The sequence below is a fragment of the Lentilactobacillus rapi DSM 19907 = JCM 15042 genome (genome assembly GCF_001436255.1).
Taxonomy (GTDB): domain Bacteria; phylum Bacillota; class Bacilli; order Lactobacillales; family Lactobacillaceae; genus Lentilactobacillus; species Lentilactobacillus rapi.
Genome location: NZ_AZEI01000013.1, coordinates 1 through 26993 on the forward strand (window position 1 = coordinate 1; position 26993 = coordinate 26993).

Genomic DNA, 26993 nt, shown 5'->3' on the forward strand with positions numbered 1-26993 from the left:
GAAAACCAACAGTTCTAACCTGCCGTTTTCCTACATTTTACGGGTGCCTTTTACAACATCTTATCTGAGAAGGTGTTGCCCCATTTAGACAGTGGAATATTAGTTGTGATTACTGTTGATTTCCGTTCATAACGGCGTTCAATTAGTTGGAAAAATAGCTTAGCCCCAATTGAATCAATCGGTAAATAACCAATTTCATCAATGATCAATATTTGAAACCGGGCGTATTGGCGTAAGACTTCTTCACTTCTCCCTTGAGCTAATGCAGTCTGTAATTTGCTGATTAAATCGCTGCACCGAATAAATTGGGTTGAAATGCCTTGCTTACAACCTTCAATGCCAATTGCTGTGGCTAAATGAGTCTTCCCGACACCGGAGGTGCCAATGAACAAAATATTTTGATTATCGTCCGCAAATCTTAGGGATCCTAAATCTTCAATCATCTTTTGATTAATGCTGGGTTGATAACTAAAGCCAAAGTCCAGTAGTGTCTTATTGTAAGGGAAACGTGCCAGCTTAATTCTCAGGGCAACCTTCTTTTGTTCACGATACTTCAGTTCCGCAGTAGTTAACTCGTACAGGGCATCGGTGAGGGATTTTGGCTCATCTTCTTGGTGGTCTAAAAGGTGGTTTAAATGCTCCGCAAAACGATTCAACTTTAATTTTGTTAGGTTATTGGATAATGCTTGATACTTTGTCATTGTGCTCACTCCATTTCATCAAACATTTTGAGGTTGCGTTCAACGTACTCATCGATGACGTCGTCATCGCGATTCTTATACAAGTCGGACCGGACAATCTCTTCCATGTCTGGACGAGTGTAATTGAACCTTTTTGATGAAATAGCGTGAGAACGAATCAATTCTCCGTTATAATAAATCCAGAGAGTATTGTCATTGTGTTTGATTTGCACTGTATTGCCAATATATCTTGTCGGGACTGAGTATTTCCGATTTTGAAAGACCACCATAGATTCCTTGCTAACTTTCCTTGCGATGGTTTGGCTGGCATATGAATCCAGGAGGTCGTAATCAAATTCGTGGAAATACTCTTTTTCTTTATCTAACAGTAAATACGGTGGTGTTTGGGTGGCTTGCGAACTTTCATGATTGAGTTGATCACACGTTGAATGAACGATCGTAAGCAGTGAAAATTTGGACGTCTACTTCGTAGACGCCTTTTTGAGTACCATAGAATTATCAGTAAACGATGAGGTGATTCTTAATGGAAAAAGTTATTGTCCCGGTTCCCGTTGAAAAACTGCAGGAACCAGCAAATGTGATCGCAAATGAAGCTCAACTTGCCTGTCAATTGACAATTAATGATAAACACTTGAGTATTTTTAATAATGCCCAGACGGAAATTATCAGTATTGTTTTGAAGGAGTTGACGAGTCATGTCTAAACTACTGAATTTTACTGAGTTAGATAAAGTCTATTTGGTTTGCGGTAAAACGGATTTAAGAAAGGGAATTGATGGTTTAGCCACGATTGTTCAGGAACAATTCAACTTGAATCCATTTTCCCCCGCCCTGTTCTTATTCTGTGGAACACGGAAAGATAGATTTAAGGCCATTTACTGGGAAGGTGATGGCTTTGTTTTGTTGTATAAAAGATACGAATCTGGTCATTTACAGTGGCCCAGAAGTGCGGTAGAGGTGCGTCAACTAACTGATCAACAGTTGGAATGGTTACTAACCGGTTTAACAATTGAACCTTCGGTTCATCGCGTACGACCCGGGCAAATATACTGATATGACACACTCCGTCAACTTTTTATAAGCTATTTTCAACTCCGAGACTGTATGGTATCATCACTAAGAGTTAATTTAACACGAGGAGGTGAAAAAATGGAAATTGATGATCTTAGAGCCGAGGTCGCTTATTTAAAGGAACAGAATCAGCTCCTGCAGGAGCAGGTCAAGTACTTATCGAAAAAACTGTACGGCAAGTCAAGTGAACAAATTCAAGAAGATGGTCAAACATCTTTATTTGGTGACGATGATAATGGTGTTTTCGAAGACCCAGAGTCAACTGGAGAACAAATCAAAACCGTCGTTGTACGTCAAAAGAAAAGGAAAAGTTCGAAAACGAAAATCACCAAAGAACTCTCGGTCAAAGAAGAAGTGATTCATTTGGAAGATGATCATTGCGATCGCTGTGGTGAACATTATGATATCTTTAAAAAGAAAGTTGGCCGAAAGTTACACTATCAGCCAGCTGAATTATACATAGTTCAACAGTACAAAGAAGTTGGCACTTGTTAGCATTGCTCAAAAGATGTTGACTACTTCGGTGACAAAATCACTTCCGCGTCCATGCCTAAAACATTCATGACTGGCGGTTTGCCAGCAGCCGACTTAGTAGCTACGGTGATTGATAATAAATATAAAATGGCGATTCCGTTGGATCGCCAACGGCGAACCTTTAGGGAACTCGGTCTGGAAGTGGCTGAACCCACCCTGTGTTATTGGGTGGCTAAGGCGGCCAATTGCGTTGAGTTAGTCTATGACCGATTTTTAAAACTATTAAGAGGGCAACAGTACTTGCATGGTGACGAAACCCCAATTCAAGTACTGCGTGAACCAGGGAAAACGCCTACTTCCAAATCATATCTGTGGGAAATGCGTTCAATTGAAGCGGCCGAACAATCACTGGTCTTTTTTCACTACGCAACTTCACGAAGTGAAAAGGTTGCCCAAAGCCTATATGCTGGTTACCAAGGAACTTTAGTCTGTGACGGCTATAATCATCTCCCCCCTGAGGTCATCCGGGCTGGCTGCTGGGCACATGTGAGACGAAAATTTTATGAAGCAACCAATGGAATTAAAAGCCAAATGAGTCTGGGGCGGCAATTCGTAAAACTGATTAATCGATTATTTGCCATTGAGCGTCACACCAACGGTATTTCAGAGTGTGAACGACTGGACGTTCGTCAACGGAAAGCTGTCCCAATCGTTGAGCAAATTTTTCAATTAGTTGAGCAAACTCAGGTCATTGCCAAATCTAAACTGGGCCGAGCAATTCAGTACTTGCTTAATCAAAAGCAAGCTTTGATGGTCTATTTGACTGATCCGCAAGTCGCAATTAGTAACAACGTGGCTGAGCGTAGCATCCGACCGACCGTTATGGGAAGAAAAAACTGGCTGTTTAGTACGAGCCAGAAGGGTGCCAAAATTAATGCCATTTTCTTAAGTTTAATGGAAAGTGCCGAAGCCAACGGCTTAAATTATCGAAAATATTTAATGACACTGCTTGAGGAAATGCCCCAATTAAGTTCCAGTGAGATTGACACTAAGCTGGAGGATTATTTGCCATGGAATCAGCGGATCCAACGGATCTGCGTCGATTAATCCAACCAAATAGGCAGCTGATAACGTTATTTTAAATAAAATAACACTATCAACTGCCTATTTGAATATGTCCACGTATCTACTGCTTACATTATAAACTTTTATTCGTTGAGTTGTTCTGGCCAGTGCTTCAACTTTTCCTTTAGTTTGTGGTCGAAAAGGTCGACAGGCTATTGGGTGAAATCCAGCATCCTTGGCGTATTCAACCAAAGTTTCGTTAAAAACCGGTTTACCAAAGTTGCTTTTGTGGTGATCAACGACAACCTTTTGGTTGTCAAACCAGATTTCTTTGGGAACACCACCAGTCGCATAAAACGCATTAGTTAGGCAATCAAAGAAGGTCGTTTGGGTTCGATCAAATGTAAACTGCATGTATTTCATTCGTGAGTAACCTAAGACATATAGGAAAATGTTGCCTTTCACAATTTCTCCATGTCGAGAGATCAACGTTAAATCTTCTTTCCAGTCAACTTGGGCAGATAATCCTGGTGAGGTTTCAATACGGATGGTTGCTTTCTTTTGAGCCGTTTTCTTAATCGTTTTACAGTAATCTCTCAAGATACTTTGCTTTCCCTGATAACCACGCTCCTTGATAAAGTAATAGATTGACGTTGCTGAGCAACCTTCAAGGGACTTCTCTTTGATGATTTCCCTGAAACCATCTAACTTACTCGGTCGCTTTAAGCGTTGCGGTACTTTATCATGCGGCGTGAGCCCCAGTTCATAATACTTTTTCACTGTTCGGGGATCGACGCCAAAGCGGCGACTTATTTCTGAATAATTTGGCTTGATTTGATTCATGATATATTGCTGGACACACTGTTCAACATCTAAACGCATTTCAATTCCTCCAGAGTTTGAGATGCATTTAGTTTACCGTAAAAAAATGCTAGAAATCCGACATTTTCTAATCGGTATTTTCCAACATTTTATAACCGTTGCTGACAAAACAATCTGAATATGGATGTACAGATAATCCAAATCAAATATTTTAAAATAGGAAAGGACTACCCAAATGGTCAAACCACAAATAGTGACCTACCTAGCAATCTTCTCTCCAGAGAAAAGCTCAGCCGCAATTAATGTGCGGTTCCCAGATGTTCCAGACACAATTACTTATGGAATGAATGAGTCTGAAGCAAGATCGTATGCAAGTGAGGCTTTGGGATTAGCTCTTACTATACGAGAATCTTTGCCGCCAGCAACTTCCGTAGAAGATATTGTTCTATCAGCTAATGAGTATGTGGTTATGATTTCAGTGGATTTAACCAGAGCGGCTAAGAAAGTTACTGATCACGATAACCTAAAAGGAAAATAAATTTTGTATGGATTGGGATTAGTCATGTCCATCTGTCCTCTGTTATTCCATACAACAAAAGCCTCCCGATTGATTGTCCTATCATCAATCTAGGAGGCTTCTACACTTGATACAGTCAATAAAAATTTATCTATCTGCAGTTCGGGGAAACAACCTATATCGTATTCTCCCCCTCACTCCACTCATCCTTCGCCTCAAACGGTTCCGCCGTCTGCTTCGAAATAAAACTAAAATAACTAATCCCATCTTTCCACTCACTCGGATCACCCCATGTAAGTGAGCGTAAGTTCCTGTTGTCGTAAGTGAAGGCATACAGGATCTTTTTTTGATCGTAGCCGGCGGTGTTGACAAATTCGGGGTACGAAGTACCTTCGGCCAGATATTCTTTAGCAACTGTTTGCTTGAACTCCAGTGAATATTGGTTGTTTTTCGAGGAGTGTTTCAGCTCATCTACATCTCTGCGGTTATACCTTTCCATCCAAATTTTTACCTGATCAATTTTAATCCTATACCGATTCTCGATTCCAGACACTGTCATTTTGACGTCTTGAATTAAGCCGATATAGAAGAGCTTTTGTTCTAGGGTGTATCTGGGTCATTTTTGACCCAGATCAAAACTCCTTCCTAAGTAAACAAACTTTAATTATTTGCTTGTCTACTCAAGTATATCCGAGACAGTTATTGATGAGGTGTTTATAATTGCATTATTTTCTTTGGTTAATTAGCTTTCTTAGAATTGATATATCATCATCAGTGGGCTTACGAGCTCTGATATTTTGATGAAGTTCAAAAAACAGATGGTGTTGCCAATAAATTGGACTATCCCTGGGTGTGTGCGCACTTTCATGGAACTTAGTGAGCCATTTTTCTGTAAACTCTTTTAGATCGTTTGGTAACAGACAATAAGGATAGGCTATTTCAGATAACGTGACTAAGTAATCTGGAAAGTGATTTAGAATAGGTTCGTTATTTTTCAAAATATCTGAACATGTCAAGGCCATTATAGCAATTAGGACAGATGGATCTGGTACTTCCCAATTCAATACGGATCCATAGCTCATGAAATCAATTTTGCCACTGATATTATTTCGATTGGCCCCTTTCAACAAATCGATCATATTATTAAACATTAGTTCTTTGTCAGGAATTCTGGTTAAATACGTATAGGAAACGTAGGTTGCTATTTTTTGTAATTGCTGCGAATTAACTGCTTTATTACACAGTATTCCAATTTGTTCAGATACAGTTTTAAATCTATCTTTAGGTATTTGGATTGGTCCAGAATATAAATGTTCAAATTCAGAAAATGCGTTGTCAAATGTTTCATTTGGGATGTTTCTGCTAAGTGTTTCGATCTCCATATTGGTGACCCCCTTTACCGGAACTGAGCCATAAAACAATCCGTGGAATTGGGCTGAAGAAAATAAGCGTTGTGACCTGTCATTCAGTTTTTGTAAGTAAAGCTGAAAAGCAACCTTGGGGTGTTTCCCTGGAAACATTTTAGTGGGGTCGATTAGTGTGATTGCATATTTATTACATTCTCTTTGGAGTGAGTCACTATACTCAAAAGCAATCATGTAAACGGATATACTTCGTTTTGCAAGAATGTTTTCCAACTCTAAAAAAATTTTTTGTAGGTCTGGATCTCTGAAGCTATATCCAATAAATAGTAAATTATTAGTCATAAGATGACTTTCTAGCATAATATCAAGGCCACTTCTTACTTTCATTCTGTGTTTATAATCATTCTTTGTAATAATGAGGTTATCTGGGTGATTATAATCTCCATGAAATTTAATTAATGTTTTGGGGGAAGGAGTATTTTTCTCAAAGTCATTAGCCGAGCAGATGACATTAAGATCCCGGTTATATTTTTTCATCATTGTTTCGTACACATTATCGAAATTAGTTGTGTAGGTTATAGGAAAAGCATTACTCATGAGCATTAAATCGGCTGTTCCTTTATCATCAATAAATTCCGAAATTTGAAATTGACTTCTTAAAAAAGTACATAATCCTTTCCTGCCAAACTTATTTTCAAATAATTGAGCAGCATTTAAAAAATAGTCAGTATCTTGTGTATTAAGATGACTGAGATCAACTTTAGATCCCATGTCTTTAATTAGGTTATCCCATGAAGGGTTAAATTCGATTGATGTACCAGCTCCTAAGAATGGTATCACTTTCTTATTCGCTACCATTCTTGCTAAGGTGTCTAATTGTTTTTCAGAACTGTTCTTTTGCATGAATACAATTCTCCTTATATTGTGAATGCATTACCGAGGTACTTATTTTGCTAACTAATCTATCATAAGGATATGTTTTTCTTATGCGAACATTCTACCTCAAGGAACGTACGTTCGTCAAAGATGAAAAAGGAATTCCATTGTCACCAAATCCTGGGTATGGGTTGTGACAAAATCAAATTATTAATCGTTCGCTTATTCATTAATAATCACTGAGGGGATTCTTATGTCAAAGTTTATTTCAAAACAATATGAGGTTCAAAATGTATCTATATAGGGAAGTTTTAAATTGGATTACCTGAATTGCAAAGGCCTTTTGTCTGAAAGTTAGTTAAAGTCAAAGATTTAGTGGATTCACTGTATAAAGACGTTCCGATTCGTTACATCATTACTTGGAACAATACTAAAGTGAAACTAAAAAGTCGTGATTCTGCTGTTGGCAAGAAGATCGTCATTGATGGTCAGCAAAGAATTACGGTGTTACTAACACCCTATAGTGAATTCAGTCATTGAAGGGAGTTTTTAATAACACTTTTACCGCCATTTATCAATTTGACAACGTCCCGAGCGATCCAAAAATGATATAATTTTTATCAGAAACGAGGGATGATTTATGGAAGAAAAGTACACCTGGCGACCGATTTTTAAAGAACTGAGTCGTAAGCTTTTGGATTATCGCGATCACCAAGATGAGCTTTTGAATATGGGGTCAAAAGCGCTTCGCAATGGGGATATGAAAGATTTTTCTGATTTACACATGATCGATCCGTTTACATTCTTTGGGGCGTTCATGCGCAGTGGGGCGGTTCCTAATCGATTACATATTTTAAGGGATATCAAAGACAAAATGGGATTGGATTCGAAAATGCCAACTGATCTTGCCGGACTCCCGACATTGAACCCAATGCAGGCGTGGTTTTGTTTCCCTGGCAGCACAGTGGCAGAAATTAATAACTTTTGGAATCTGTTTGAAGATACCCTTAATCTGGATCTAACTGATGGAGAAAGTCAAAGTCGTTTTATTAGTGATTACCACAAAATTTATACCATGAAAGGTATTCATTCTAGAACCACGTCAGGTCTCTTCTGGGTTCGCCCAGACCTGTTCTTTAGTCTGGATAATGCAAACACCGGTTATCTGTTTGAATTGATAGACAGACAGTCACTTTCAAAAATTGAGGATCAGATTAAACATGTGAAGAAGAGTGCATCTGGAACTGACTATCTTAATTTTTGCAATGATATGAAGGCTTTACTCAATAAATTTCAGCTTAATTTCGTTGAATATAGTGATAAAGCTTATTTGGACAAGGATTTGCCCCACTATTATTGGATGAATTGTAATCCAGCTATCTGGGATGTATCCAGCGAAGAAGAACAAAGCATTCAAAGTTATACCAAGAAGAACGAGAGTGGAAATTCCAGAAGAATGGCCTCGGCCTTCAATGAAATTAAAGAAGGGGATCCAGTTATCGGGTATGTGTCATCTCCAAGAAAAAATGTGACAACCTTATTAACTGCTGTCCAATCTAATAATCAATCTGAAATTATGGTTCGGGTGGACAAGCAATTGACTCATCCAATTGTTTCGGAAGAACTGGCTAAAGATCCAATTGTAGGTCCATTTTACAATGGTACTAAGCAAGGCAGCCTTTTCCGTATGCGTAAGGTTGAATATGATCAGATCCTGAAACTAAGTCAGTTAAGTGGAAATGACACCGTTATCGAGTCGGCTAACAAAATAATCCCTTATACTGAGGAAAATTTTCTCAACGAAGTATTGCTATCCAATGATCAATTACATCAACTCGAAAGATTATTAATTCGCAAGAAAAACTTAATTCTTCAGGGACCTCCTGGTGTTGGTAAGTCATTTATTGCTAAACGGCTTGCTAAGGTGATGTTGGATGATCAAGTGGATTCGTCAGAACATATTAAAATGGTCCAATTTCATCAAAGCTATGGTTACTCAAATTTAATGATGGGTTATGTGCCTTCAGGGGATGGCTTTAAGCTTCAACATGGGGTGTTTTACCGCCTTGTCCAGGAAGCCATTCAACATCCTAACGAGAAATATTTCTTCTTAATAGATGAGATTAATCGAGGTAATGTTTCAAAAATCTTTGGTGAATTATTGATGCTAATTGAAGCAGATAAGCGAAGTTCTAGTAATTCTGTCACGCTACTGGATGGGTCAACTTTCTATATTCCTAACAATATCTATTTAATTGGAACCATGAATACGGCTGATCGTGGGTTAACACGAATGAACTACGCTTTAAGACGCAGATTTAGTTTTTACACCATTCATCCGGCTTTCAATTCACTGAAGTTCCAACAAATATTAGCTCAAGATGATGATCCAACTGCTCATGAGTTGATTGCTGGTTTACAAGCCCTTAACTCTGATATCGATAAAGATGAGACTCTTGGTAAGGACTTCGAAATTGGCCATAGTTACGTCATGAATGACAATAAAATTGCCAGCTTGCCATACTTACAAGACTCAGTGTTGTATGATATCATTCCTCAACTTCAAGAGTACTGGCAAGATGAACCGGATAAGGCGAATAGTTATGCTGAAAGTTTGAAAGAAGAAGTTGGTTTGAATGAAAGATAGAAATATTCGTATCCAAAATATCTTTTATATGCTTGCTTTTGTTTACGATAAATTAAATTACTCCGGTTTTCAGAAATTAGGAACAGAGGACTTTGAGGATGGTTATGACTTGTTGGGGAAACTATTTTTGCATGCATGTAAGCTTCAGTTAATTCGTGGCTTCCCACACGATTATCGCGGATATACTGAGAAAACCGCTTATCCCCATGGGCAAATTCAAATGACGGACTCCATTACTCAAGGAGCGTTAATTAACCATCAAGTTATCGTTCAGGATGATTCTTTTTCTGCCAATATTCCTCAGAATCAACTGGTTAAAATGGTGCTGTCGAGGATTGCTCAAAGCAAAAGCTTTCCCCATGATCAACGTCTGTTGGCTAAGAAAATGTGGCGAAATTTTTGGCCAGTTAAAAATATTAATTCAAACGATTATCCAAGCGTTAAACGATACTTACACAGAATGGGGGAAGATGGCTCGCTGCTGGTTTTATTGTCAGAAATATTAATTGAAGGGAAAATTTTCGCAACAAATAATGAAAATTATAAAATGGCGAATTTTGAAGATCAATTGATGAGCAGATTGTATGAAAAGTTTCTTTTAAAGTATTATCAACAACGTTTTTCCAACTATGAAGTAAAATCCGCTTATATTAAATGGGACAAGCTGGAAAAGGAAACGCCCCATCTGCCAACCATGCATTCTGATGTTCGAATTTGTGGCCAAAATAAGACGGTTATTTTAGACGCCAAATATTATCAGCATTCGTTACAAAGAAATTTTGATGTCGAAAAGTTTCCTTCGGATAATATGTACCAAATTATTACGTATGTTCTAAATGAAAGTCGGACTGGCTGCAATTCCAATGTTGAAGGAATCATTTTATACGCAAAATCCAGTATCGGTGGCCATCCGGATGGTGAAATTCATATTTTGGGTCATCGATTTCGAGTCAAGACTTTGGATCTTAATGTTAATTGGCAACAGTTAACAGAACAGTTAGATCGTTTAATTGTATTTTGATCAGTGTTAATCCAAGAGAGTAGTCGATAGAATAATTCAACAAGAACTTCCCGATACACTTTGGAATGTTACATTGCCAGATGATCGTTTATCCCACTCTTCTACCCAAGCTAATGTTTGGAAGATCTTTGTCATGAGCCAGGTCCGCAACCATGATATTGCTTGGTTAGAAAAGGATCATGGAATTCGTGACCTATTGCTTGAACAAGGGAATATCCACCATATTTTTCCGAAAGCATATTTGAAGAATCACGGTTTTTCTCAAACACAATACAATCAAACTGCCAATTATATTTGGATTACGCAACCACGGAATCTGCAAATTAATGATCGGGCACCGAAGGACTATTTATCTGATCCGAAAATTACCGAATTTGGAACGGATGCTTCGTTTGCCAGCAATGCGATTCCACAAAGTTTAAAGAATGACGATTATAACGATTACCAAGCTTTCTTAAGTGAAAGACGAAAGTTAATGGCTAATAAGATTCATGCTTATTTTAATGAATTGTGAGTCTTTGTTACAAGTGATAGGGGTAAGTAAAGATATCAATTGTTGATTGACTTTAACATCATCATTTTTCAAAATTTCCATCGGCGATATTTATCTTATCAAAGCCTGTAGAATTTTTGATATAATTCTACATGTTTTAAGAAATTAGACTCACAGAAATTTCCTGATTTACAAAACAGCGTTAAATTTGATTAAAATCAATGCTTTAGGTATAACTTAACCATATGGAAGAGATTTAGATAACCTGTTATCAGTACTTTATCAAGAAAGGATCATCCAAATGGCCAAACCACAAATAGTGACCTACCCAGCAATCTTCTCTTCAGAGAAAAGCTCGGCCGCAATCAATGTGCGGTTCCCAGATGTTCCAGACACAATTACTTTTGGAATGAATGAGGCCGAAGCAAGATCGTATGCAAGTGAAGCTTTGGGATTAGCTCTTACTATTCGGAAATCTTTGCCGCCAGTAACTCCCGTAGAAGATATTGATCTGTCAGCTAATGAGTATGTGGTTATGATTTCAGACGATCTGACAAGAGCAGCCAAGGAAGTTGCTGATTACGATAAAGACATTTTAAAGTAAAACAAAAGCCTCCTGATTGATTATCCCATCATCAATCTAGGAGGCTTCCACACTTTATACAAGGTCAATAAAAATTTATCTATCTAGAGTTCGGGGAAACACCCTATATCGTATTCTCCCCCTCACTCCACTCATCCTTTGCCTCAAACGGTTCCGCCGTCTCCTTCGAAATAAAACTAAAATAACTAATTCCATCTTTCCACTCGCTTGGATCACCCCATGTAAGTGAGCGTAAGTTCCTGTTGTCGTAGGTAAAGGCATACAGGATCTTTTTTTTGATGTCGTAGCCGGCGGTGTATTGGGTCCAAGCGACCAGGGTATCGTCATCCTGGTTGATTCGGAGAGAACCTTTTGGCGTATTTACCGCCGTCAGCAATTGATACAGTTGGTTCAAGGCTTCATCGTCATCTACCTCAATCGACAGCAATTTGGAGAAGGCGGCTCGTAAAAATCTGGATTCTGGTTTGTAGTCGGCGGGGATGCCGACCAGACCACTAGTGGGTTCACCTAACTTGATTTGTTCGATTGGCTCATCAACTTTATAGGTGTAACTGCGGTTGGTAGTGCGTTCCAGCCACGTTTTCAAATTATTCAAGTGCCAATCAAATGTTGGCGCATTGGTAAAGACGCCCAGTGGATTTTCGAAGATCTTAAAGCCATTTTCAATGGATGGCTCGACTACAATCGAGCGGCCAGTTTCATCGTGGAATACACAGTGTTGCGGAACCGACATCCCCATCATCGGGCCAGTTTCATTTGTAATGCCAATATCATTGTTCAGCTGATTCTTGATGTCGTCCAAACTCTGATAATGCGTCAAAATCCACGTACATAATTCTTCACCCCGAATAGCAACTTTACCGGCTGCAGTAATTTCTTCAGTAGGAACGTACTTAAAGAAGTGATCGAAGTAAAACGAACCGCCGCAGATACCATAATCGTTAATCCCATCAAGCAGTACCGGTGATTTGTGGATATCCTTTGCCCAGACGATTCCCATAACGTTGGTTTGGGTTTCAAACGGGGTAAAGGTTGACTGAAATTCATAACCCTTTGGAATCTTGACACCCGAGTACTCGAAATGTTGTTCAAAGTCCTGGGTCCTTGCCCAGTAAGGATTACCTTGTTTACTAATCAATTCAATACCTGTACAAGCCATGTTGCAGCTCCTTTCGAAATGTTGATGTTGCATTTAACCCACGTCCTTCAAATTGACAAACCTGATTAATTTTCCAATTCATCAACGGCAACGTGTTTCTTAGCGGATGGCATCATTGCGATTCCTGCACCGATCAAGGCAACCAAAGCACCGATAACCGTAACCAAGTAAACTTGGGCGCCGAGTTGGGGAATCAACCAATCAATTAAGACCGAACCGATTAACTGGCCGGCAGTTGAAGCCAACCCCAGCAGCAATAGCCCCAAGCCGCGAACTAGCAAAGCCATCAGAGCAATTGAGAGTAAGCCAAGCGGGCCGCCTAAATACATCCACCAAGCGGTTGGCAGGCTAAACGAAACATCTCCCATTAGAACACGGACGAGTAAAACACCACCAAGAACACAGAAACCGATAATAAAGTTCCAGGTGATGGAAACCAACATTGAGCCGGTTTCCTGGGCAACAGCTGAGTTACCGGCAGGTTGCCAACCGGCTAACAAACCAGCCAGGAAAGGTAAAATGGCTAACGCAATTACTTTAGGAGCTTCCCAGTTGGGGGAAACGACTAATACGGTGGCCACAATTGCCAATAAGGCGCCTAAAATTCGGGGGAAGTTGAAGTATTGTTTCTCAGGAACGCCGATGCCTAAGCGGTCACAGAGCAGACCGGAAATAACCATGCCAGAAATCAAAGTTGTTTGGAAAGTCGCAACGCCTAAAACTGAAGCTGAAGCGCCTTCTGAAAAGACAACCATTGCGCCACAGATGCCGGCAATCCAGTTCCACCACGGAATCTTTTTGGCAGCAATTTTACCAGGAATCGAAGCAAATTGTTTTCGAGTTGAACGACGGGCCAAGATGATAACGGCCATCACAACCAATCCAGAACCAAAGGAAACGACGGCTGAGGCATTGCCGTCTTTCAATAATTTACCAACCTGACCATTAACGGCTGACTGCATTGGTGACAGCATGCCGGCCAAAATGGTTGCAATCACTAATAATGGCACAACAACTGTTTTTTCTGTATTTTTCATGTTATTTGTTGATGGTTGATCACTCATAATGTGTACCCCTTTCAAAAGTGAGCGGATCCAAGCGATTAGAAGTCGGAGCGTAAGCCGCCGCTGAGGAAAATTCCCGATTCTGGAATTTTTCTCAGTGGTGCTTACGTGCAGACTTCTGCTTGGAGCAGCTGTCCTAAAACAAGTGAGCGGAGTAAAGCAGTTAGAAGTCGGAGTGTAAGTCTCCTCTGAGGAAAATTCCTGATTCTGGAATTTTTCTCGGAGGTGCTTACATGCAGACTTTTGCTTTGCACAGCTGTCCTAAAATCTGGTTCATTTTAAATAGCGTTCAATATGATAAGTGGGTTGAAGCGAAACTGATTTAAGCTAATTCACCAGCTAACCAACTGATGCAACGGGAGAAAAACTCACCGTAGTTATCCCAAGCCATGAAGTCTTGAGAGGCCCAGTGGGGGGCAATGTCAGTTCCATATGCGAGGGTGCGGCCTTTACCAGCCGTGCCGGTTACTAAGAGGGGCGCCGAATCGGCAGTCATCAAGACTTGGCTGGCAGCTTTGGGTTCAATGTCTTGGTAGCCTAAAATGACAGGGAATTCACCTAAGCCGCGGGTAATTGGATTATCTTTGGCTTCAAGTGGTCGGACCCCTTGGGGTGACTCAATCCGATCGTCATAAGGCTTGATGGTAACGGGCAACACATCTTCGATTGGGGAACCATGATAATGGGCTTTGCCTTCAAAGCCGCTAAATGATAAATACCCGCCGGCCATCATTAGCGCGCCACCTGACTGCACCCATTGTTTGAGCAAAGCTAATCGGTTTACGGAAGGGTTGCCACCAGCAAAGACGCCGTTGGACAGCGTAAATGAATTTGAACCAATGTCAGAAAGCATGATGACGTCGTACTGGTTGAGTTCAGTTAACGTCCAGGGAAAGTTTTCCGGAACGTCGTGTGCTCGCAAGTGAGTGACGGTGTGGCCAAGGGCTCGCAATGATTTGAGTAAGTCCTCACAGCCAATTTCTAATTTCGTACTTGTAAATGAATCATATCCTTTGTATTCAGTCGTGGTTGAGATCCACGATTCACCAGCTAACAATACCTTTGCCATACGAAGTTATCCCTCCTAGGAATTGTGATTAAGTCAGATTTGGAAGCATTATCAGATTGCCAAAGATTGAATGATCATAATTGGGCCCATAAATGCAGCTGTGTTTTCAATCAATAGGGATCTTGGGTTGTCAACTGGTAAAGCGCTTTATCAATTGACCAAATAAAAATGCGTCGCTTCCTACGCTTTTTACACCTGTAGAATATCATGTTTTAAAATTATGTCAACTGATATCACATGTACAAAATGTAAGAAATTACATTAGAATCCTATGGAAACACCGGTTGACGCAGATAATAATTATTTTGATTGATAAAGCGGTTTATCAAGCAAAATAAAAAAAGTGATGTTAAAATACATGTTATATATTTTAACATCACTTAATGAATTTGACAGATTTTCTTCTAATGAGCTTAGGTTTAATGACAATTTGACGGGTGACATCTCGTTTGCCCTTAATCTTGCGAAGCAGCATTTTGATGGCATCTGCCGACATTTTATCTGCATCTTGATCAATCGTAGTCAGTGGCACCTCAATGATCTCCGTGTAGGGGGTGTTATCAAAGCCGACCATTGAGAAGCGATTAAAGATATCGACACCCTGTTCCTTGGACCATTTAATGAGTCCAAATAACATCAGGTCATTGGAACTCAATATGGCTGTAATTTCTGGATGCTTGAGAATTTGCGGCGCCAATTGATAGCCGCTTTCGCCAGAATAGTCGCCTTCAAAGACTAGGCTTTGATCAAAGGGAATGTGATTCTGCCGCAGACCGGCTTGGTAGCCTTGATAGCGCTCGTGAGCGTTAACCAAGTGATCCTTGCCTTTGATGAAAGCAATCTTTCGGTGGCCGTGGTCAACCAACTCCTGGGTCGCCATCATGGCACCTTCCACGTTATCAAAGTTGACATAGCTAATGTCCATATCTGTGCTGGCATTCAGCAAGATAATCGGCTTGCCGGCGCTTTTAAATAAGTGTTCGACTTCATCTTGATCGGCTGAAAAAAATTCACTGGAAGGAACTAGCAGGATGCCGTCGACACCCCGAGAAATCATATTTTGAATGGCCTGCTTTTCCCCCAGGTAGGAGTTGCCGCTGTCCACAAATAGCGTGAAGTAACCATTTTCTCGGAGCTTGCGATTAATAAATTGGGTCAACTCGGTGAAGAAAGGGTTAGTAATATCTGGCACAATCAGGCCAATGTTATAGCTGATTTGTTTGCTCAACAGCACAGCTGCAGAGTTGGGCTGATAATTCATTTCTTTGGCAATTTGTTTAATTTCTTGCTTCTTTTGCGTCGAGATTCGTGATTCCTTGTTGTTTAGAACCAGTGAAACGGTCGTTAAGGAAACGTTTGCTCTTTTCGCAATATCTTTCATGCCATATTTCATAAAGCGGGACCTCAATTCAAAATTAGTTAACAAATAAGTTAACAGAAAAACGGTTCATGCCACAATTTAATTAAAATGATTCTAGCTCCAATCATACTAATATATTTGGAAATGGACAACTCAAAAACATGACATGAGCGGGTCATGAGTGATCAACAAAATTGGTCCATTTAGCCAGAGTACTCAAGAATGTTGACAAAACAGGCATAGCTTCATTCTACATGGTTTCAGGTACGTCATTATTTGGTTGTAATTTCATTCAAAACACGCTATCATCTAACATTATGAGAACGTTTTTAATTTAAGGGGTGAAGAGTTCATGCAGATAAGTAGTATTGTTGGCAAAGCAGTTAACATCGAGCTGACCCAACCGTTGAAAGTGACCTTTGGGGAGATTAAATCCATTGAGTCGCTGATCATCAAGATTACCACTGATACTGGCTTAGTGGGTTACGGTGAGGCCTGTCCATTTGAACCAGTCACCGGTGAGTCAATCGAGACTGAGCAGGCGGCCCTTAACGCGATGGCTAAAACGATTGTCGGGGAAGATCCATTTTGTATCGAGCGGCTCCATTCATTGATGGATTCGCAGACGGTTGGCCACACCGCTTTGAAAGCCGGCATTGACATCGCCCTGTATGATTTGCTGGGCAAGGCAACCGGTTTACCAGTATACAAATTATTGGGCGGCAATGATAACCAGGTACATACGGACATCACAATCTCAATCGGTGAGCCTAGAAAAATGGCTAACGAAGCCGTTGATTATGTCAGTCGAGGATTCTCAGCTCTGAAAGTGAAAGCCGGGATTGATCAAGAGTCGGATGAAGAAGCCATCAGCGAAATCTTGAACGCTGTCGGTGATAAAGCGATGGTTAAGGTCGATGCCAACCAGGGTTGGAACGCCAAACAGACAATCCGCATTTTGAACAAATTTCAGAATACCCAACTCCAAATTGTCGAACAGCCTCTTCCATACTGGCAGCACGAGGAAAATAAAGTGATTAGAAATGCGATCACTCAGGATTTGATGTTGGACGAGAGTGTTCATGCGCCAAGCGATGCCTATACCGTGATCAGCAATGGTGAAGCCGATATTGTTAATATTAAGTTAATGAAATCCGCTGGCATCTATGGGGCAGAAGGCATTAATAAAGTGGCTGAAGCAGCGGGTGTTCGATGCATGATCGGCTGTATGGCCGAAACCCGATTGGGAATTTGTGCAGCGGTTCATTTTGCGGCTGCCCATCAAAACGTCGCTTTTTGTGATTTGGACAGCTTTTTGATGTTCAAAGAACCTGATTGGCTGACCGGTGGATTCACCAACGAAGGCGGATTACTAACGCTGTCAGATAAACCAGGTCTTGGGTTGGATATCACCATTTGAGGAGGAACATGTTTATGAAGAAAAAAATCGCAATCGCCGCCATGCTGGCAACAACGCTTTTGTTGGCAGCCTGTGGCAAACAGAGTAGTAGTGAAAGTAAGAAGCAGGCCACCTTTGGCTTAAACACTGAAGTGGCTTCCCTGGATACCTTAAAGGCCCAGGATCCAAATAGTTTTGATGTTCAAGATGCCTTGGTAAGCGGCTTATACCGAATGAATGCCAAAGACCAGGTTAAGCCGGATATTGCCAAAGGGATGCCGGTTAAGAGTAATGGCAATAAAACTTACACGATCAAGTTAAGGCATAATGCCAAGTGGTCAAATGGTGCGTCAGTGACCGCCAATGATTTTGTATATGCTTGGAAACGCGGCGCTAACCCAGCAACAAAGAGCAATTATGCTTATATTATTCAGACCATTGTCAAAAACGGTGACAAGATTGCCACGGGAAAGATGAGCGCCAATAAGTTGGCCGTGAAAGCCCTTGGCAAGTACCAGCTTCAAGTGACCCTACAAAAGCCAACACCTTACTTTACCTCACTGCTGTCCTTTAACCCATATTTCCCTCAAAATGAGAAATTTGTGGAAAAACAAGGCAACAATTACGCAACTTCCCCATCAACGATGCTATATAACGGGCCATTTAAACTCAAGAGTTACCGGCAAGGTGCCAGCAGTTTCTCTCTGACGAGGAATAAGAAGTACGTTGGCCCAATTAAGCCAAAGCTGGATCAACTCAACTTCAATGTGATTAAGGAAGCTCAAACCGGATTAAGCCAATATGAAAGCAAAAAGCTCGATATGACCTTCCTAACGGGTAATTTGGTTAAGAACAATGCCAAGAAAGCCGGCTTTAAGACGATCCCTAATTCACTGGTCACTTACCTCGAGTTTAACTTTAAGAAGGGCGCTAATAACTATCTGCTCAACAAGAATTTGCGGACAGCGATGGCAAATGCAATTGATACCAAACAATTAGCCACAAAGATCCTTCAAGACAAGTCTTCGCCATTAACTGGTTATATTCCGCCAAAATTTGTGAAAAATACGGCCACTGGCAAGGACTTCCGAGCTGAGGGTGGCGATTTGTCAGTTCCTAACAAGAATTTAGTTCAGGAAAACTGGCAAAAGACCTTGAAACAACTGGGTAAGAAGCAGATTACAATTCAATTGTTAGTTGATGATGAAGATTGGCAGAAGACAACGGCCCAATATCTCCAGTCAGAATTGCAAACTCAATTGAAGGGCTTGAAAATTGATATTCGATCACTTCCACAGCAGCAAGAGCTTGGCATGGTTGCCCAAGGCAAATTCCAGATGTGCTTGGCTCAATGGGGACCTGATTACCAAGATCCAAATACCTACCTGGCTAACTTCGTAACTGGTGGGCGAACTCAATTTAGTGATTCTAAGTATGATCAGTTTATGAGCGAAGCCAATGGCAAATTTGTAAACGATCCAGCCAAGCGATTCCAGGCATTGCATAATGCCGAACGACAGCTGGTTCAAACGGATAAAGCAATTGTTCCATTGAACCAACAAGTTTATTCAGTTCTACAAAATCCGAAATTGAAGGGCGTTCACCATCACATGGTTGGCGCACCATTCACATACGCAACGGCATATTGGAAGTGATTTGAGTGAATTTTGATTATTATCAAACTGGAATTAAAGAAGCAACCTTTTCTGTCGAAGACGATCAGATTCGAGTTCGAAAAAATGATGGGATTAGTGATTGGCAAACCGTCAGTGGTGAAGTTGAAGCCGATTATACCGAACGACTGCATTTTGATCTGGTAAAAGCCATTCATGAACTGATCGACAATCCGGAAGTAGTGGCTGGAATTCGAACAGGGGTAACATTCCATACCTCAACTGGCGCAATTTATCAGCCAACAACTGACGAGCATCTTTGGATTCAACGAGAAAAGAAGCCAGCAATTAATCTGGTAGTGGCTGCCGGCAAAGTGGTTGGACTTCAGGTGGCCGTTCGAAATATGGGCACGGTGATCATTCGTCCCGGCTTTGAAAAGGATACTGTTTTAGCCGAATGGCAGGAACAGGGGATGCTGGTGACGGATCCGTTTGAAATCCAGCCGCATTATACAAAGATGGTTTCAATGCGAGATGGCGTGAAGCTGGCGACGGAAATCTTTATGCCGGCTGATGGCCAGGCTAAGCATAGTGTCATTTTAGGGCGGACACCGTATGGGCGCCAACTATTCTATAAAGATTACGAACGGTTTGTTCAACGCGGATTTGTGGTTGTGCTTCAAGATGTTCGTGGTCGGAATGATTCTGAAGGCGACTGGCTGCCAATGTATTATGAGCGTGAGGATGGTCAAGACACCGTTGAGTGGATTGCCAAACAGGACTGGTCTAATCAAAAGGTTGGGATGATCGGTGGCTCTTATGGCGGTTACGTCCAATGGGCAGCGGCATCTTCCGGCACCCCTTACTTGAAAGCCTTGGTCAGCATTGTCACGGCTGGCGGCCCCTTCAACGACACGATCTATAAAAATGGCGCCCCAATGGCAGGCAGTTTAGCCTGGTTCTTTTCAACTTCCGAGCGGAAATTCCATCCGGAAAAAATGCTGCGGAATGATTGGGATGAGTTGATGAAGATTCGGCCATTGAGCATGATCCCTCAAGTTGGTTTGGGACATGAAATTCCGGGATTTTCCGAGTTCATGAAGCATAAACACTACGATGAATTTCTAGCTCAGATGGACTGGAAGGTGCGTGCGAACAACATTCATGTTCCGGCGCTGATTCAAAGTGGCTGGTTCGATGATAACGGAGTCGGAACCACCGAAGCCATTCGAGCAACCAATCACTACACTAGAGGAAGTCGAAAGCTGATCCTAGGGCCTTGGGTTCATAGTGGTAATGCCCAATATGATTTGGGGCCGGTTCATCTGGGTGAAAACGCGCTGCGATTCGATATCGACCTCCAACACGTTAGGTGGTTTGAGCATTTCCTAAATGGCGTTAATAACGGCGTTGACAAGGAAGCGCCGGTTGAGTATTACACCTTAAATACGGATAAGTGGAAGAATGCTGATCAATTTCCACCCACTGAGCAGCAGACCAGTTGGTATCTCGATTGCGAGAATGGTAAGTTGTTGCCTGAAAAGCCAACTCAAGAGAGTATCGGGAAGTTCGACTATGATCCGACGAATCCCATTCCGCATTTAATTGACGTTTCCCAAAATGAATTGGAATTTCCAAATGATTACGCCGAGGTTGAACAGCGGGATGACGTCTTGACGTTCACCAGTAACGAATTAGCTGAGCCGATGACCATTACCGGCTGGTTTAAGGCAATCTTTTACGCAAGTTCGTCAGCCGTTAACACCGACTGGGCAGTTCGCGTGACTGACGTTTATCCAGATGGGCGCTCGATCAACATTGATGATGGGGTCATGAATGCCATTTTCTACGATGGTCCGGATAAGCCACAATTGCTGAAACCAGGGAAAGTTTACAAGTTTGAAGTGGAAACTCAAAAAACTTCAATTCAGTTGGCGGCTGGTCATCAATTACGAGTTGACATTGCCAGTGCTGCCAATAATTTGATTTTCCCCAACACCAACACGGAAGCAGGTGCCGATGGCAATCACCCGGTGACAGCTCACCAAACGATTTATTCGGGAGGGAAGTATTCGTCTAGAGTTGTGTTTAGTGAAGAGTCGTAATATTTAGAAGATTTGACTAAAAGGCTCGCAAAAAGATCTCCTTCGATGTTGATTAATAAGAAAAGACAGGATTAACAGTTATTACTTCCAAAAGTATAAGCGTGTGTTCCGAATGTTAGGATTTTAAACATTCAGAGCACACGCTTATATTATTAAAATGATTTTGTTAAAGTAGTTACTCAATGAATTGAGTGCACTTAATTTAAAGCTTATTTCCACTAAAACAATTTTATAATTTATCAGCGTACCGAAGATGATCCCGACAGCGCTTTCATTTCATCCCAAGTTGGATATGACTTCTGCGTGCCGCGGCGGGTAACGGTGATTGCGGCGTACTGATTAGCGTGTTTGAGAGCAGTCGGCACATCTTCGCCTTGAGCAAAGTAGTGGGCGAACGATCCGATAAAGGAATCACCAGCACCGGTTGTATCGACAGCTTTAACCTTGACAGCGGGGATTAATTCACCACGATCTTTAGCAACCCAGAGAACCCCTTTGGATCCCAAGGTAACCATCATATTCTTAACACCCAACGTAATCATGTGTTTGGCTGCCTGCTTGATTTCATCCATATCATTGGTTGGCATACCGGTTAGGGTGGCTAACTCAGTTTCGTTTGGTGAGAAGAAGTCAACTTTAGATACATGATTAATGTCCAAGTCTTTGTTTGCGGGCGCTGGGTTCAAGAGGACCGGCACGCCGAATTGATTGGCCAAGTCGATTGCATGATAATTGGTTTCCAACGGAATTTCTTGCTGTAAGACAATGATCTTAGTATTTTTAATCAAGTCGACATATTTGTCCAGAACCTCTGGAGTTAACTCGTTGTTGGCACCTTTAATAATCAGGATTCGATTGTCTGAGGTCGGATCAACAAAAATTGGTGCGGCACCACTACTCTTAGTGCCAATGCCAACGCCAGTGGTATCAATGTGATTTTCCTTAAAATTAGCGAGCTGCTGTTTGCCAAACGTGTCATTACCAACCATTGAGATAAAGCTGACCTTGGAACCTAATCTGGAAGCTGCCACGGCTTGGTTAGCGCCTTTACCGCCAAACCCCATTTGAAAGTCGGGAGCCTCAACGGTTTCGCCTTCAACAGGCATACGATCAATGTAGGTAATTAAATCGATCATATTTGAACCAATTACTAAAACGTCACTTTTTGTCATGATAAGTTCCTCCTTAGATTACTTTTCCAATCCGGTTGTTACTTTGAATTCACGGGATTCATGCGCCTTCAACATAATCAGGGTGCCGGCTTGCTTAGCGGCAGCGAAGCCTTCTGGTGTACTGGTTCCAGGGATAACAAATGCATTAACCTGTTGATCTGGATTATAAAGAATCCAGCGGGTGCCAATTGGAAACTGTTTTGTTGAAAATTTGGTTAGGAAGTTTTTGCCATTACCAATGTTGACTCGGAACTCTGCATCGTCGACATACTTTGACAAATCTGATGAGAAGAAGACAATTTCCGGATCATAATGATCGGGATCATCTAATTTGTTAATCAACTTACCCGAGGCTTTCAATTTTTCGTTGAATGCTGTCCATTCTGGAGTTGGGTGAACGTGAGCAGGAATGGTTTGGCGAAGTTGGAAAGCCTCATCGGGCACATTTGAACTCATTTCAGCATCGGAAACGTAGGCGTAGTTCATATGGCAGAGGTACTGAAGCGGCATCGGCTGATAATTGGACAGGTTGGTGACTTTTAAGTGAATATCAAACAAGCCACTATCCTGATGCATGGTGACGTTCGGTTCAGCCAGATAGTGATCGCCAAAGCCCTTAACGTATTCATAACTGCTGTGGATGGTGATCGTATCACTGCCAAAAGTTAAGTGGGATTCATTCATTGGCGAAGTTGGGAATTCACCATGCAATTGATAATCGTCCTCGGGCCCTGGGGTTCCGTTAGCTAATAGGCCTGACGTGAATTGGAAACAACCGTAGGTGTCGGCAATTCCCGGACCAGGTAATGGTTGAGTAAACATGTCTTTCATTTTGAGGGAAATATTGTCAAAGATGGCGTCCCAAATGATTAATCCTTGGAAGGGGAGCACAGTTAGGGCACCCTTGGAGTTCTTGAGCTTTAAGCCTTCAATCCCTGAAGGATAAGTAAAGGTTTCAACTGCGAAATGATCATCTTTGAATAATTCAAAGGGTGCATCCGTAAACATTGCGTGACTTAGATTAAGTGATTTCATGAGTTTGGATCTCCTTTATTTATATATGAAGCGCTTACAATCTTTCCTTAAAATAAACAGAGAATTTGAACGTGATTGGATTCTCTGTTAGGTTAAGCTTTATTCTTTGCCAATAATCTTAAGGCTGGCGCTGGTACCTAATCGGGAGGCGCCAGCTTTGATCATACTTTCGGCATCTTCGGCAGAATGAATGCCACCGGCAGCCTTAACTTTAATGCGGTCACCAACGGCTTTTTTCATAATGGCAACATCATGGGCCTTGGCACCACTCGTTGAAAATCCAGTCGAAGTTTTCACGAAGTCAGCCCCAGTATTTGCGACAATGTCAGACGCCTTGGCAATCTCATCATCAGTTAATAGCGCATTTTCGATAATCACTTTAATGAGCGTATTACGTTTATGAGCAGCTGTCACAACGGATTGAATATCTTCTTGAACGGCTTGGTAATTTCCGCCCTTAAATTCGCCAATATTCATCACCATATCGACTTCATCGGCGCCATCTTCAATCGCTTGGTTAGCCTCGGCAACTTTGATGTTGGTCGTGTTTGCTCCCAAGGGGAAACCGATCACGGTTGCTGTTTTGACGTTGGTGGCGGCTAGCAAATTATGAACGTGTGAAACCCAATATGGGTTAATCATAACCGAATAGAAATCATTGTCGATGGCTTCTTTAACAACGCGATCGACATCTTCTTGAGTTGCTTCAGGTTTGAGTAACGTGTGATCAATGTACTGGTTTAATTTTTCCATGAATACATCCTCTTTTCAGTTTTTCTTTTATATCTTTAATCTATCATTAAATCATACATATGTAAACGTAATATATTTACATATGTAAAATAAAGTAATTTATGTTAAGCTTAATGATAATAACAGGTTCCCGATGAAAGGTGGCTACCGATGATGGATATCGCGAAAAGGTCAAAAGCAGATGAACATTTTAAACGACTTGTTAAGATTAGTCGGCTGTACTATCAAAACGGCTTAAGTCAAATCGAAATTGCCAAGCAGCTTAATTTGTCCCGGCCAACGATTGTCAAGGCACTTCAAGAAGCTCGCAAGGAAGGGGTTGTTCGAATAGAGGTGGTTGATCCCTTCGAAGATATTCCACTGCTTGAACAACAGTTACAAGATAAGTATCAGTTAAAACGCGTCATTGTTACCCTGGAACCTACCCATACAGAAAAACGGATTTTGACTGATTTGGGCAAAGCAACTGCCGATTATCTTCATGAGATTGTAAAGGATGACGACATTATCGGTATTAATTGGGGCAAGACAATGAAGGCAGTGGCCGAACACTTACGCGAGGATCACCACCAGAATGTTAAAGTCGTCCAGTTAAAAGGGAGCGTCACGAATTCTCACGAAGGTAATTTTTCCGCAGATATTACTAACAAATTTAATCGGGCTTTTCATACCCAAGCAAATGTTCTACCGTTGCCGGTTATCTTTGGTGATTCTAGGGTAAAAGAAGCCGCAACCAGCGATTATTTTATCAAAGATGTTATTAAAGAAGGCTATGACGCCAACATCGCTATCTTTACGGTCGGAACGACCCGGCCCAACGCCATGTTATTTCGCCTAGGATATCTTGATAACCAACAGATTAAGAAGTTACAGAAAGAAGCAGTCGGAGATGTCATCTCCCACTTTATTACCCTCGATGGTCAGCTTGCTGATCCTCAGCTAGACAAACGGACGGTTGCCATTCCATTGGATAAGTTAAAGCACAAGGCTTATTCAATCCTGGTTGCTGGCGGGGAACCCAAGCTTTTGCCAATTCATGCGGCGCTTACCGGCGGCTATGCCAATGTCTTAGTCGTCGACCAGGCGGTTGCCAAGGATCTATTAAAGTACTGATTAAAGACAAAAGCGTTTGATCACCTGTAAATAGTGACCAAACGTTTTTATTTTTCAAAATTGTTTGTAACGAAACAGGTTACTTTTATTGATTTTGTTCGATTTGTTCTGGGTGAGCAAGATCGTAACGATATTCAAAGAAGAAGTAAATTGTCACGATAACGTAGCAAAGAGTTGGTACGATAAATGAAAGTTGCATTGAACCAGTGAAGTCGGAAACTAATCCTTGGATAGCTGGGATAACAGCACCACCGACAATGGCCATAACAACAATGGCACCAGCGGTTTCAGTGAATCGTTTATCTTCAACCGTATCAAGCGTATGAGCATAAATCGTTGGCCATTCTGGACCGAAGAAGAAACTAGCAGCGATAGCCATCCAAACGGCAGTCATGTTTGGAATCGTAGTTGCGCCAATTAACGTCAACGTTCCAAGGGCTGAGAAGATAGCTAAAACACCGGTAATGGAATGGTCTTTCAACAAGTAGCTGGCAAACAATTTACCAAAGAACCAAGCGGCGTAACTGTAAATCATAAAGGTACTTGCATCACTATCTGAAATGCTGGTATTCAAGTTAAGGGCCAACCGAATGGTGAATGACCAAACAGTGGTTTGCATACCAACATAGAAGAATTGTGCCATGATTCCTTTTTTGAATCGAGTGTTTTTAGCAAGGTACTTAAGGGTTTCGATTAAGCTTGGCTGTGTTGCTTTTTCTTTATCAAGACTAACAGCTTTTGAACTAGGCATTGGCGTCAAAGCCAAAACAATTAAAATGGCAATTAAGACAACTAAAATGTACTTGTATGGCTGCAAAGTCATTTGAAGCATCTTTTCACCATAAGCAATTCGTTCAGCGCCATGCATGTGACTCATGGTTTCTGACAAATTACCCACGTGACCAAAGATTAAATATTTACCTAAGACAATTCCGGCAATATCACCAAGTGGTACCAGAGTTGCCGAAATGTTCATTCGGATGTTTGAATATTTACGCGGTCCAATCATTGAACTGTAAGTATCACAAGATGTTTCCAGGAAGCTCAACCCAACGGCAATTGCAAAGATTGAAGCTAAGAACATGGTGTAGGTTGCTACTCGTGAAGCGGGGAAGAACATTGCACAACCCACGATATAAAAGATTAAACCAGTCATAATAGCAAACTTGTAACTTTGTTTTTTAATAACAATTGAAGCTGGGATGGCGATTAAGAAATAACCACCATAAAAGGCACTTTGAACAAAGGCGGTTGCAGCATCGTTAAGCATAAAAACAGTCTTAAACTGGGTGATTAAAATATCATTCAGTGATGCTGCTGCTCCCCATAGTGGGAAAATTAATGAAACTAATAGGAATTGGAAAATAGGTGTTTTATTGAGATAGCCATCGGCATATTGTTTCCAGCCGTGTTTCTCTTCAACCACGTGACGACTTGCTTCCATATTTGAGTCCTCCTAAAGTAAGTGAGCGGAGCAAAGCGTTTAGAAGCTGGAGC

The 26993-nt window shown here is 41.2% G+C and carries 27 protein-coding genes; 14 read left to right on the plus strand and 13 right to left on the minus strand.

Translation table 11 applies throughout. The features are described 5' to 3' along the window. Positions 1 to 50: 50 nt before the first annotated feature. A complete protein-coding gene (gene istB / locus FD12_RS13380) occupies positions 51 to 701 on the minus strand; it encodes an IS21-like element helper ATPase IstB (RefSeq protein WP_082622130.1) in 651 nt (216 codons plus the stop codon). Between the two features lie 5 nt (positions 702 to 706). Further along, entirely contained in the window at positions 707 to 1147 is a 441-nt protein-coding gene (locus FD12_RS14365) for a Mu transposase domain-containing protein (protein ID WP_371862796.1), read from the minus strand. A 77-nt stretch (positions 1148 to 1224) separates the two neighbouring features. Between FD12_RS14365 and FD12_RS01845 the strand changes: the two genes are divergently transcribed. The 4 genes from FD12_RS01845 (at position 1225) to tnpC (ending at position 3352) form a co-directional block, all read left to right on the plus strand. Continuing rightward, positions 1225 to 1404 (plus strand): hypothetical protein, encoded by a 180-nt coding sequence (locus tag FD12_RS01845; protein ID WP_054747518.1) that lies wholly within the window; start codon positions 1225 to 1227, stop codon positions 1402 to 1404. Next, positions 1397 to 1753 (plus strand): IS66 family insertion sequence element accessory protein TnpB, encoded by a 357-nt coding sequence (tnpB, locus tag FD12_RS01850; RefSeq protein ID WP_054747520.1) that lies wholly within the window; start codon positions 1397 to 1399, stop codon positions 1751 to 1753. The genes FD12_RS01845 and tnpB overlap by 8 nt, the downstream gene beginning before the upstream one ends. A 96-nt stretch (positions 1754 to 1849) precedes the next feature. Beyond that, a complete protein-coding gene (locus tag FD12_RS01855) occupies positions 1850 to 2266 on the plus strand; it encodes an IS66 family transposase (protein WP_056981372.1) in 417 nt (138 codons plus the stop codon). Positions 2267 to 2302: 36 nt separating this feature from the next. After that, a complete protein-coding gene (tnpC, locus tag FD12_RS01860) occupies positions 2303 to 3352 on the plus strand; it encodes an IS66 family transposase (protein WP_225427277.1) in 1050 nt (349 codons plus the stop codon). 57 nt (positions 3353 to 3409) lie between these two features. Here the strand turns inward: tnpC and istA are convergent, their stop codons facing one another. After that, the gene (gene istA / locus FD12_RS01865; RefSeq protein ID WP_054747526.1) at positions 3410 to 4192 is read right to left on the minus strand and encodes an IS21 family transposase; all 783 of its coding nucleotides are present in this window, start codon (positions 4190 to 4192) and stop codon (positions 3410 to 3412) included. A 175-nt stretch (positions 4193 to 4367) separates the two neighbouring features. Here istA and FD12_RS01870 point away from each other — a divergent pair, with 175 nt between their 5' ends. Beyond that, positions 4368 to 4670, plus strand: coding sequence for a type II toxin-antitoxin system HicB family antitoxin (locus FD12_RS01870; protein ID WP_054747528.1), 303 nt, complete (start codon positions 4368 to 4370; stop codon positions 4668 to 4670). A gap of 154 nt (positions 4671 to 4824) precedes the next feature. On the opposite strand, the gene FD12_RS14070 is transcribed toward FD12_RS01870, so the two are convergent. Together FD12_RS14070 and FD12_RS01880 are read right to left on the minus strand one after the other, a co-directional pair. Beyond that, positions 4825 to 5208 carry a hypothetical protein gene (locus FD12_RS14070; RefSeq protein WP_054747530.1) on the minus strand — a complete coding sequence of 128 codons (384 nt, stop codon included), beginning with the start codon at positions 5206 to 5208 and terminating at the stop codon, positions 4825 to 4827. A gap of 166 nt (positions 5209 to 5374) precedes the next feature. Then, positions 5375 to 6916, minus strand: coding sequence for an SIR2 family protein (locus FD12_RS01880; RefSeq protein ID WP_056981376.1), 1542 nt, complete (start codon positions 6914 to 6916; stop codon positions 5375 to 5377). 348 nt (positions 6917 to 7264) lie between these two features. Between FD12_RS01880 and FD12_RS13385 the strand changes: the two genes are divergently transcribed. The 5 genes from FD12_RS13385 to FD12_RS01900 all read left to right on the plus strand — a co-directional run bounded on the left by FD12_RS13385 (position 7265) and on the right by FD12_RS01900 (position 11654). Continuing rightward, positions 7265 to 7429 (plus strand): DUF262 domain-containing protein, encoded by a 165-nt coding sequence (locus FD12_RS13385; RefSeq protein ID WP_082622132.1) that lies wholly within the window; start codon positions 7265 to 7267, stop codon positions 7427 to 7429. 100 nt (positions 7430 to 7529) lie between these two features. Next, complete coding sequence (locus FD12_RS01885) at positions 7530 to 9536, plus strand: AAA family ATPase (RefSeq protein WP_054747538.1); 2007 nt, start codon at positions 7530 to 7532, stop codon at positions 9534 to 9536. Continuing rightward, on the plus strand, positions 9526 to 10557 hold the full coding sequence (locus FD12_RS01890) for a 5-methylcytosine restriction system specificity protein McrC (RefSeq protein ID WP_054747540.1): 1032 nt from the start codon (positions 9526 to 9528) through the stop codon (positions 10555 to 10557). The genes FD12_RS01885 and FD12_RS01890 overlap by 11 nt, the downstream gene beginning before the upstream one ends. 73 nt (positions 10558 to 10630) lie before the next feature. Beyond that, positions 10631 to 11071: a hypothetical protein gene (locus FD12_RS01895; protein WP_054747542.1), complete on the plus strand. Its 441-nt coding sequence runs from the start codon at positions 10631 to 10633 to the stop codon at positions 11069 to 11071. 280 nt (positions 11072 to 11351) lie between these two features. Further along, positions 11352 to 11654, plus strand: coding sequence for a type II toxin-antitoxin system HicB family antitoxin (locus FD12_RS01900; protein WP_054747544.1), 303 nt, complete (start codon positions 11352 to 11354; stop codon positions 11652 to 11654). A 103-nt stretch (positions 11655 to 11757) separates the two neighbouring features. On the opposite strand, the gene FD12_RS01905 is transcribed toward FD12_RS01900, so the two are convergent. The 4 genes from FD12_RS01905 to FD12_RS01920 form a co-directional block, all read right to left on the minus strand. Further along, on the minus strand, positions 11758 to 12813 hold the full coding sequence (locus tag FD12_RS01905) for a linear amide C-N hydrolase (protein ID WP_056981380.1): 1056 nt from the start codon (positions 12811 to 12813) through the stop codon (positions 11758 to 11760). Between the two features lie 65 nt (positions 12814 to 12878). Next, positions 12879 to 13877: a DMT family transporter gene (locus FD12_RS01910; protein ID WP_162258716.1), complete on the minus strand. Its 999-nt coding sequence runs from the start codon at positions 13875 to 13877 to the stop codon at positions 12879 to 12881. 322 nt (positions 13878 to 14199) lie between these two features. Next, positions 14200 to 14946: a glutamine amidotransferase gene (locus FD12_RS01915; protein WP_056981382.1), complete on the minus strand. Its 747-nt coding sequence runs from the start codon at positions 14944 to 14946 to the stop codon at positions 14200 to 14202. A gap of 376 nt (positions 14947 to 15322) precedes the next feature. Beyond that, the gene (locus FD12_RS01920) at positions 15323 to 16339 is read right to left on the minus strand and encodes a LacI family DNA-binding transcriptional regulator (protein ID WP_056981384.1); all 1017 of its coding nucleotides are present in this window, start codon (positions 16337 to 16339) and stop codon (positions 15323 to 15325) included. A 319-nt stretch (positions 16340 to 16658) separates the two neighbouring features. Here FD12_RS01920 and FD12_RS01925 point away from each other — a divergent pair, with 319 nt between their 5' ends. Genes FD12_RS01925 through FD12_RS01935 form a run of 3 tightly spaced genes read left to right on the plus strand, consistent with a single transcriptional unit; the run spans position 16659 to position 21423 of the window. Then, positions 16659 to 17726 carry a mandelate racemase/muconate lactonizing enzyme family protein gene (locus tag FD12_RS01925; RefSeq protein WP_054747546.1) on the plus strand — a complete coding sequence of 356 codons (1068 nt, stop codon included), beginning with the start codon at positions 16659 to 16661 and terminating at the stop codon, positions 17724 to 17726. 14 nt (positions 17727 to 17740) lie between these two features. Continuing rightward, on the plus strand, positions 17741 to 19360 hold the full coding sequence (locus FD12_RS01930; protein ID WP_056981386.1) for a peptide ABC transporter substrate-binding protein: 1620 nt from the start codon (positions 17741 to 17743) through the stop codon (positions 19358 to 19360). A gap of 5 nt (positions 19361 to 19365) precedes the next feature. After that, the gene (locus FD12_RS01935) at positions 19366 to 21423 is read left to right on the plus strand and encodes a CocE/NonD family hydrolase (RefSeq protein ID WP_056981388.1); all 2058 of its coding nucleotides are present in this window, start codon (positions 19366 to 19368) and stop codon (positions 21421 to 21423) included. 239 nt (positions 21424 to 21662) lie between these two features. Here FD12_RS01935 and rbsK read toward each other — a convergent pair whose 3' ends face one another. The 3 genes from rbsK to deoC all read right to left on the minus strand — a co-directional run bounded on the left by rbsK (position 21663) and on the right by deoC (position 24383). Then, positions 21663 to 22595 (minus strand): ribokinase, encoded by a 933-nt coding sequence (gene rbsK, locus FD12_RS01940; protein WP_054747548.1) that lies wholly within the window; start codon positions 22593 to 22595, stop codon positions 21663 to 21665. An 18-nt stretch (positions 22596 to 22613) separates the two neighbouring features. Next, complete coding sequence (locus FD12_RS01945; protein ID WP_054747550.1) at positions 22614 to 23630, minus strand: aldose 1-epimerase family protein; 1017 nt, start codon at positions 23628 to 23630, stop codon at positions 22614 to 22616. A gap of 99 nt (positions 23631 to 23729) precedes the next feature. Continuing rightward, entirely contained in the window at positions 23730 to 24383 is a 654-nt protein-coding gene (deoC, locus tag FD12_RS01950) for a deoxyribose-phosphate aldolase (RefSeq protein ID WP_056981391.1), read from the minus strand. Positions 24384 to 24533: 150 nt separating this feature from the next. On the opposite strand from deoC, the gene FD12_RS01955 reads away from it, so the two are divergent. After that, complete coding sequence (locus tag FD12_RS01955; protein WP_225427276.1) at positions 24534 to 25496, plus strand: sugar-binding transcriptional regulator; 963 nt, start codon at positions 24534 to 24536, stop codon at positions 25494 to 25496. 85 nt (positions 25497 to 25581) lie between these two features. On the opposite strand, the gene fucP is transcribed toward FD12_RS01955, so the two are convergent. After that, positions 25582 to 26940: an L-fucose:H+ symporter permease gene (gene fucP / locus FD12_RS01960; protein WP_056981393.1), complete on the minus strand. Its 1359-nt coding sequence runs from the start codon at positions 26938 to 26940 to the stop codon at positions 25582 to 25584. Between the last annotated feature and the right edge of the window lie 53 nt (positions 26941 to 26993).

Excerpts from the sequence above, each read along its gene's own strand:
- FD12_RS14070 (WP_054747530.1), bottom strand. The coding sequence starts at position 5,208 with ATGACAGTGTCTGGAATCGAGAATCGGTATAGGATTAAAATTGATCAG.
- FD12_RS01925 (WP_054747546.1), top strand. The coding sequence starts at position 16,659 with ATGCAGATAAGTAGTATTGTTGGCAAAGCAGTTAACATCGAGCTGACC.
- FD12_RS01930 (WP_056981386.1), top strand. The coding sequence starts at position 17,741 with ATGAAGAAAAAAATCGCAATCGCCGCCATGCTGGCAACAACGCTTTTG.
- FD12_RS01870 (WP_054747528.1), top strand. The coding sequence starts at position 4,368 with ATGGTCAAACCACAAATAGTGACCTACCTAGCAATCTTCTCTCCAGAG.
- FD12_RS01915 (WP_056981382.1), bottom strand. The coding sequence starts at position 14,946 with ATGGCAAAGGTATTGTTAGCTGGTGAATCGTGGATCTCAACCACGACT.
- FD12_RS01905 (WP_056981380.1), bottom strand. The coding sequence starts at position 12,813 with ATGGCTTGTACAGGTATTGAATTGATTAGTAAACAAGGTAATCCTTAC.
- istA (WP_054747526.1), bottom strand. The coding sequence starts at position 4,192 with ATGCGTTTAGATGTTGAACAGTGTGTCCAGCAATATATCATGAATCAA.
- fucP (WP_056981393.1), bottom strand. The coding sequence starts at position 26,940 with ATGGAAGCAAGTCGTCACGTGGTTGAAGAGAAACACGGCTGGAAACAA.
- istB (WP_082622130.1), bottom strand. The coding sequence starts at position 701 with ATGACAAAGTATCAAGCATTATCCAATAACCTAACAAAATTAAAGTTG.
- FD12_RS01855 (WP_056981372.1), top strand. The coding sequence starts at position 1,850 with ATGGAAATTGATGATCTTAGAGCCGAGGTCGCTTATTTAAAGGAACAG.
- deoC (WP_056981391.1), bottom strand. The coding sequence starts at position 24,383 with ATGGAAAAATTAAACCAGTACATTGATCACACGTTACTCAAACCTGAA.
- FD12_RS01880 (WP_056981376.1), bottom strand. The coding sequence starts at position 6,916 with ATGCAAAAGAACAGTTCTGAAAAACAATTAGACACCTTAGCAAGAATG.
- FD12_RS01900 (WP_054747544.1), top strand. The coding sequence starts at position 11,352 with ATGGCCAAACCACAAATAGTGACCTACCCAGCAATCTTCTCTTCAGAG.
- FD12_RS01890 (WP_054747540.1), top strand. The coding sequence starts at position 9,526 with ATGAAAGATAGAAATATTCGTATCCAAAATATCTTTTATATGCTTGCT.
- FD12_RS01910 (WP_162258716.1), bottom strand. The coding sequence starts at position 13,877 with ATGAGTGATCAACCATCAACAAATAACATGAAAAATACAGAAAAAACA.
- rbsK (WP_054747548.1), bottom strand. The coding sequence starts at position 22,595 with ATGACAAAAAGTGACGTTTTAGTAATTGGTTCAAATATGATCGATTTA.
- FD12_RS01845 (WP_054747518.1), top strand. The coding sequence starts at position 1,225 with ATGGAAAAAGTTATTGTCCCGGTTCCCGTTGAAAAACTGCAGGAACCA.
- FD12_RS01945 (WP_054747550.1), bottom strand. The coding sequence starts at position 23,630 with ATGAAATCACTTAATCTAAGTCACGCAATGTTTACGGATGCACCCTTT.
- FD12_RS01885 (WP_054747538.1), top strand. The coding sequence starts at position 7,530 with ATGGAAGAAAAGTACACCTGGCGACCGATTTTTAAAGAACTGAGTCGT.
- FD12_RS01955 (WP_225427276.1), top strand. The coding sequence starts at position 24,534 with ATGATGGATATCGCGAAAAGGTCAAAAGCAGATGAACATTTTAAACGA.
- tnpB (WP_054747520.1), top strand. The coding sequence starts at position 1,397 with ATGTCTAAACTACTGAATTTTACTGAGTTAGATAAAGTCTATTTGGTT.
- FD12_RS01920 (WP_056981384.1), bottom strand. The coding sequence starts at position 16,339 with ATGAAATATGGCATGAAAGATATTGCGAAAAGAGCAAACGTTTCCTTA.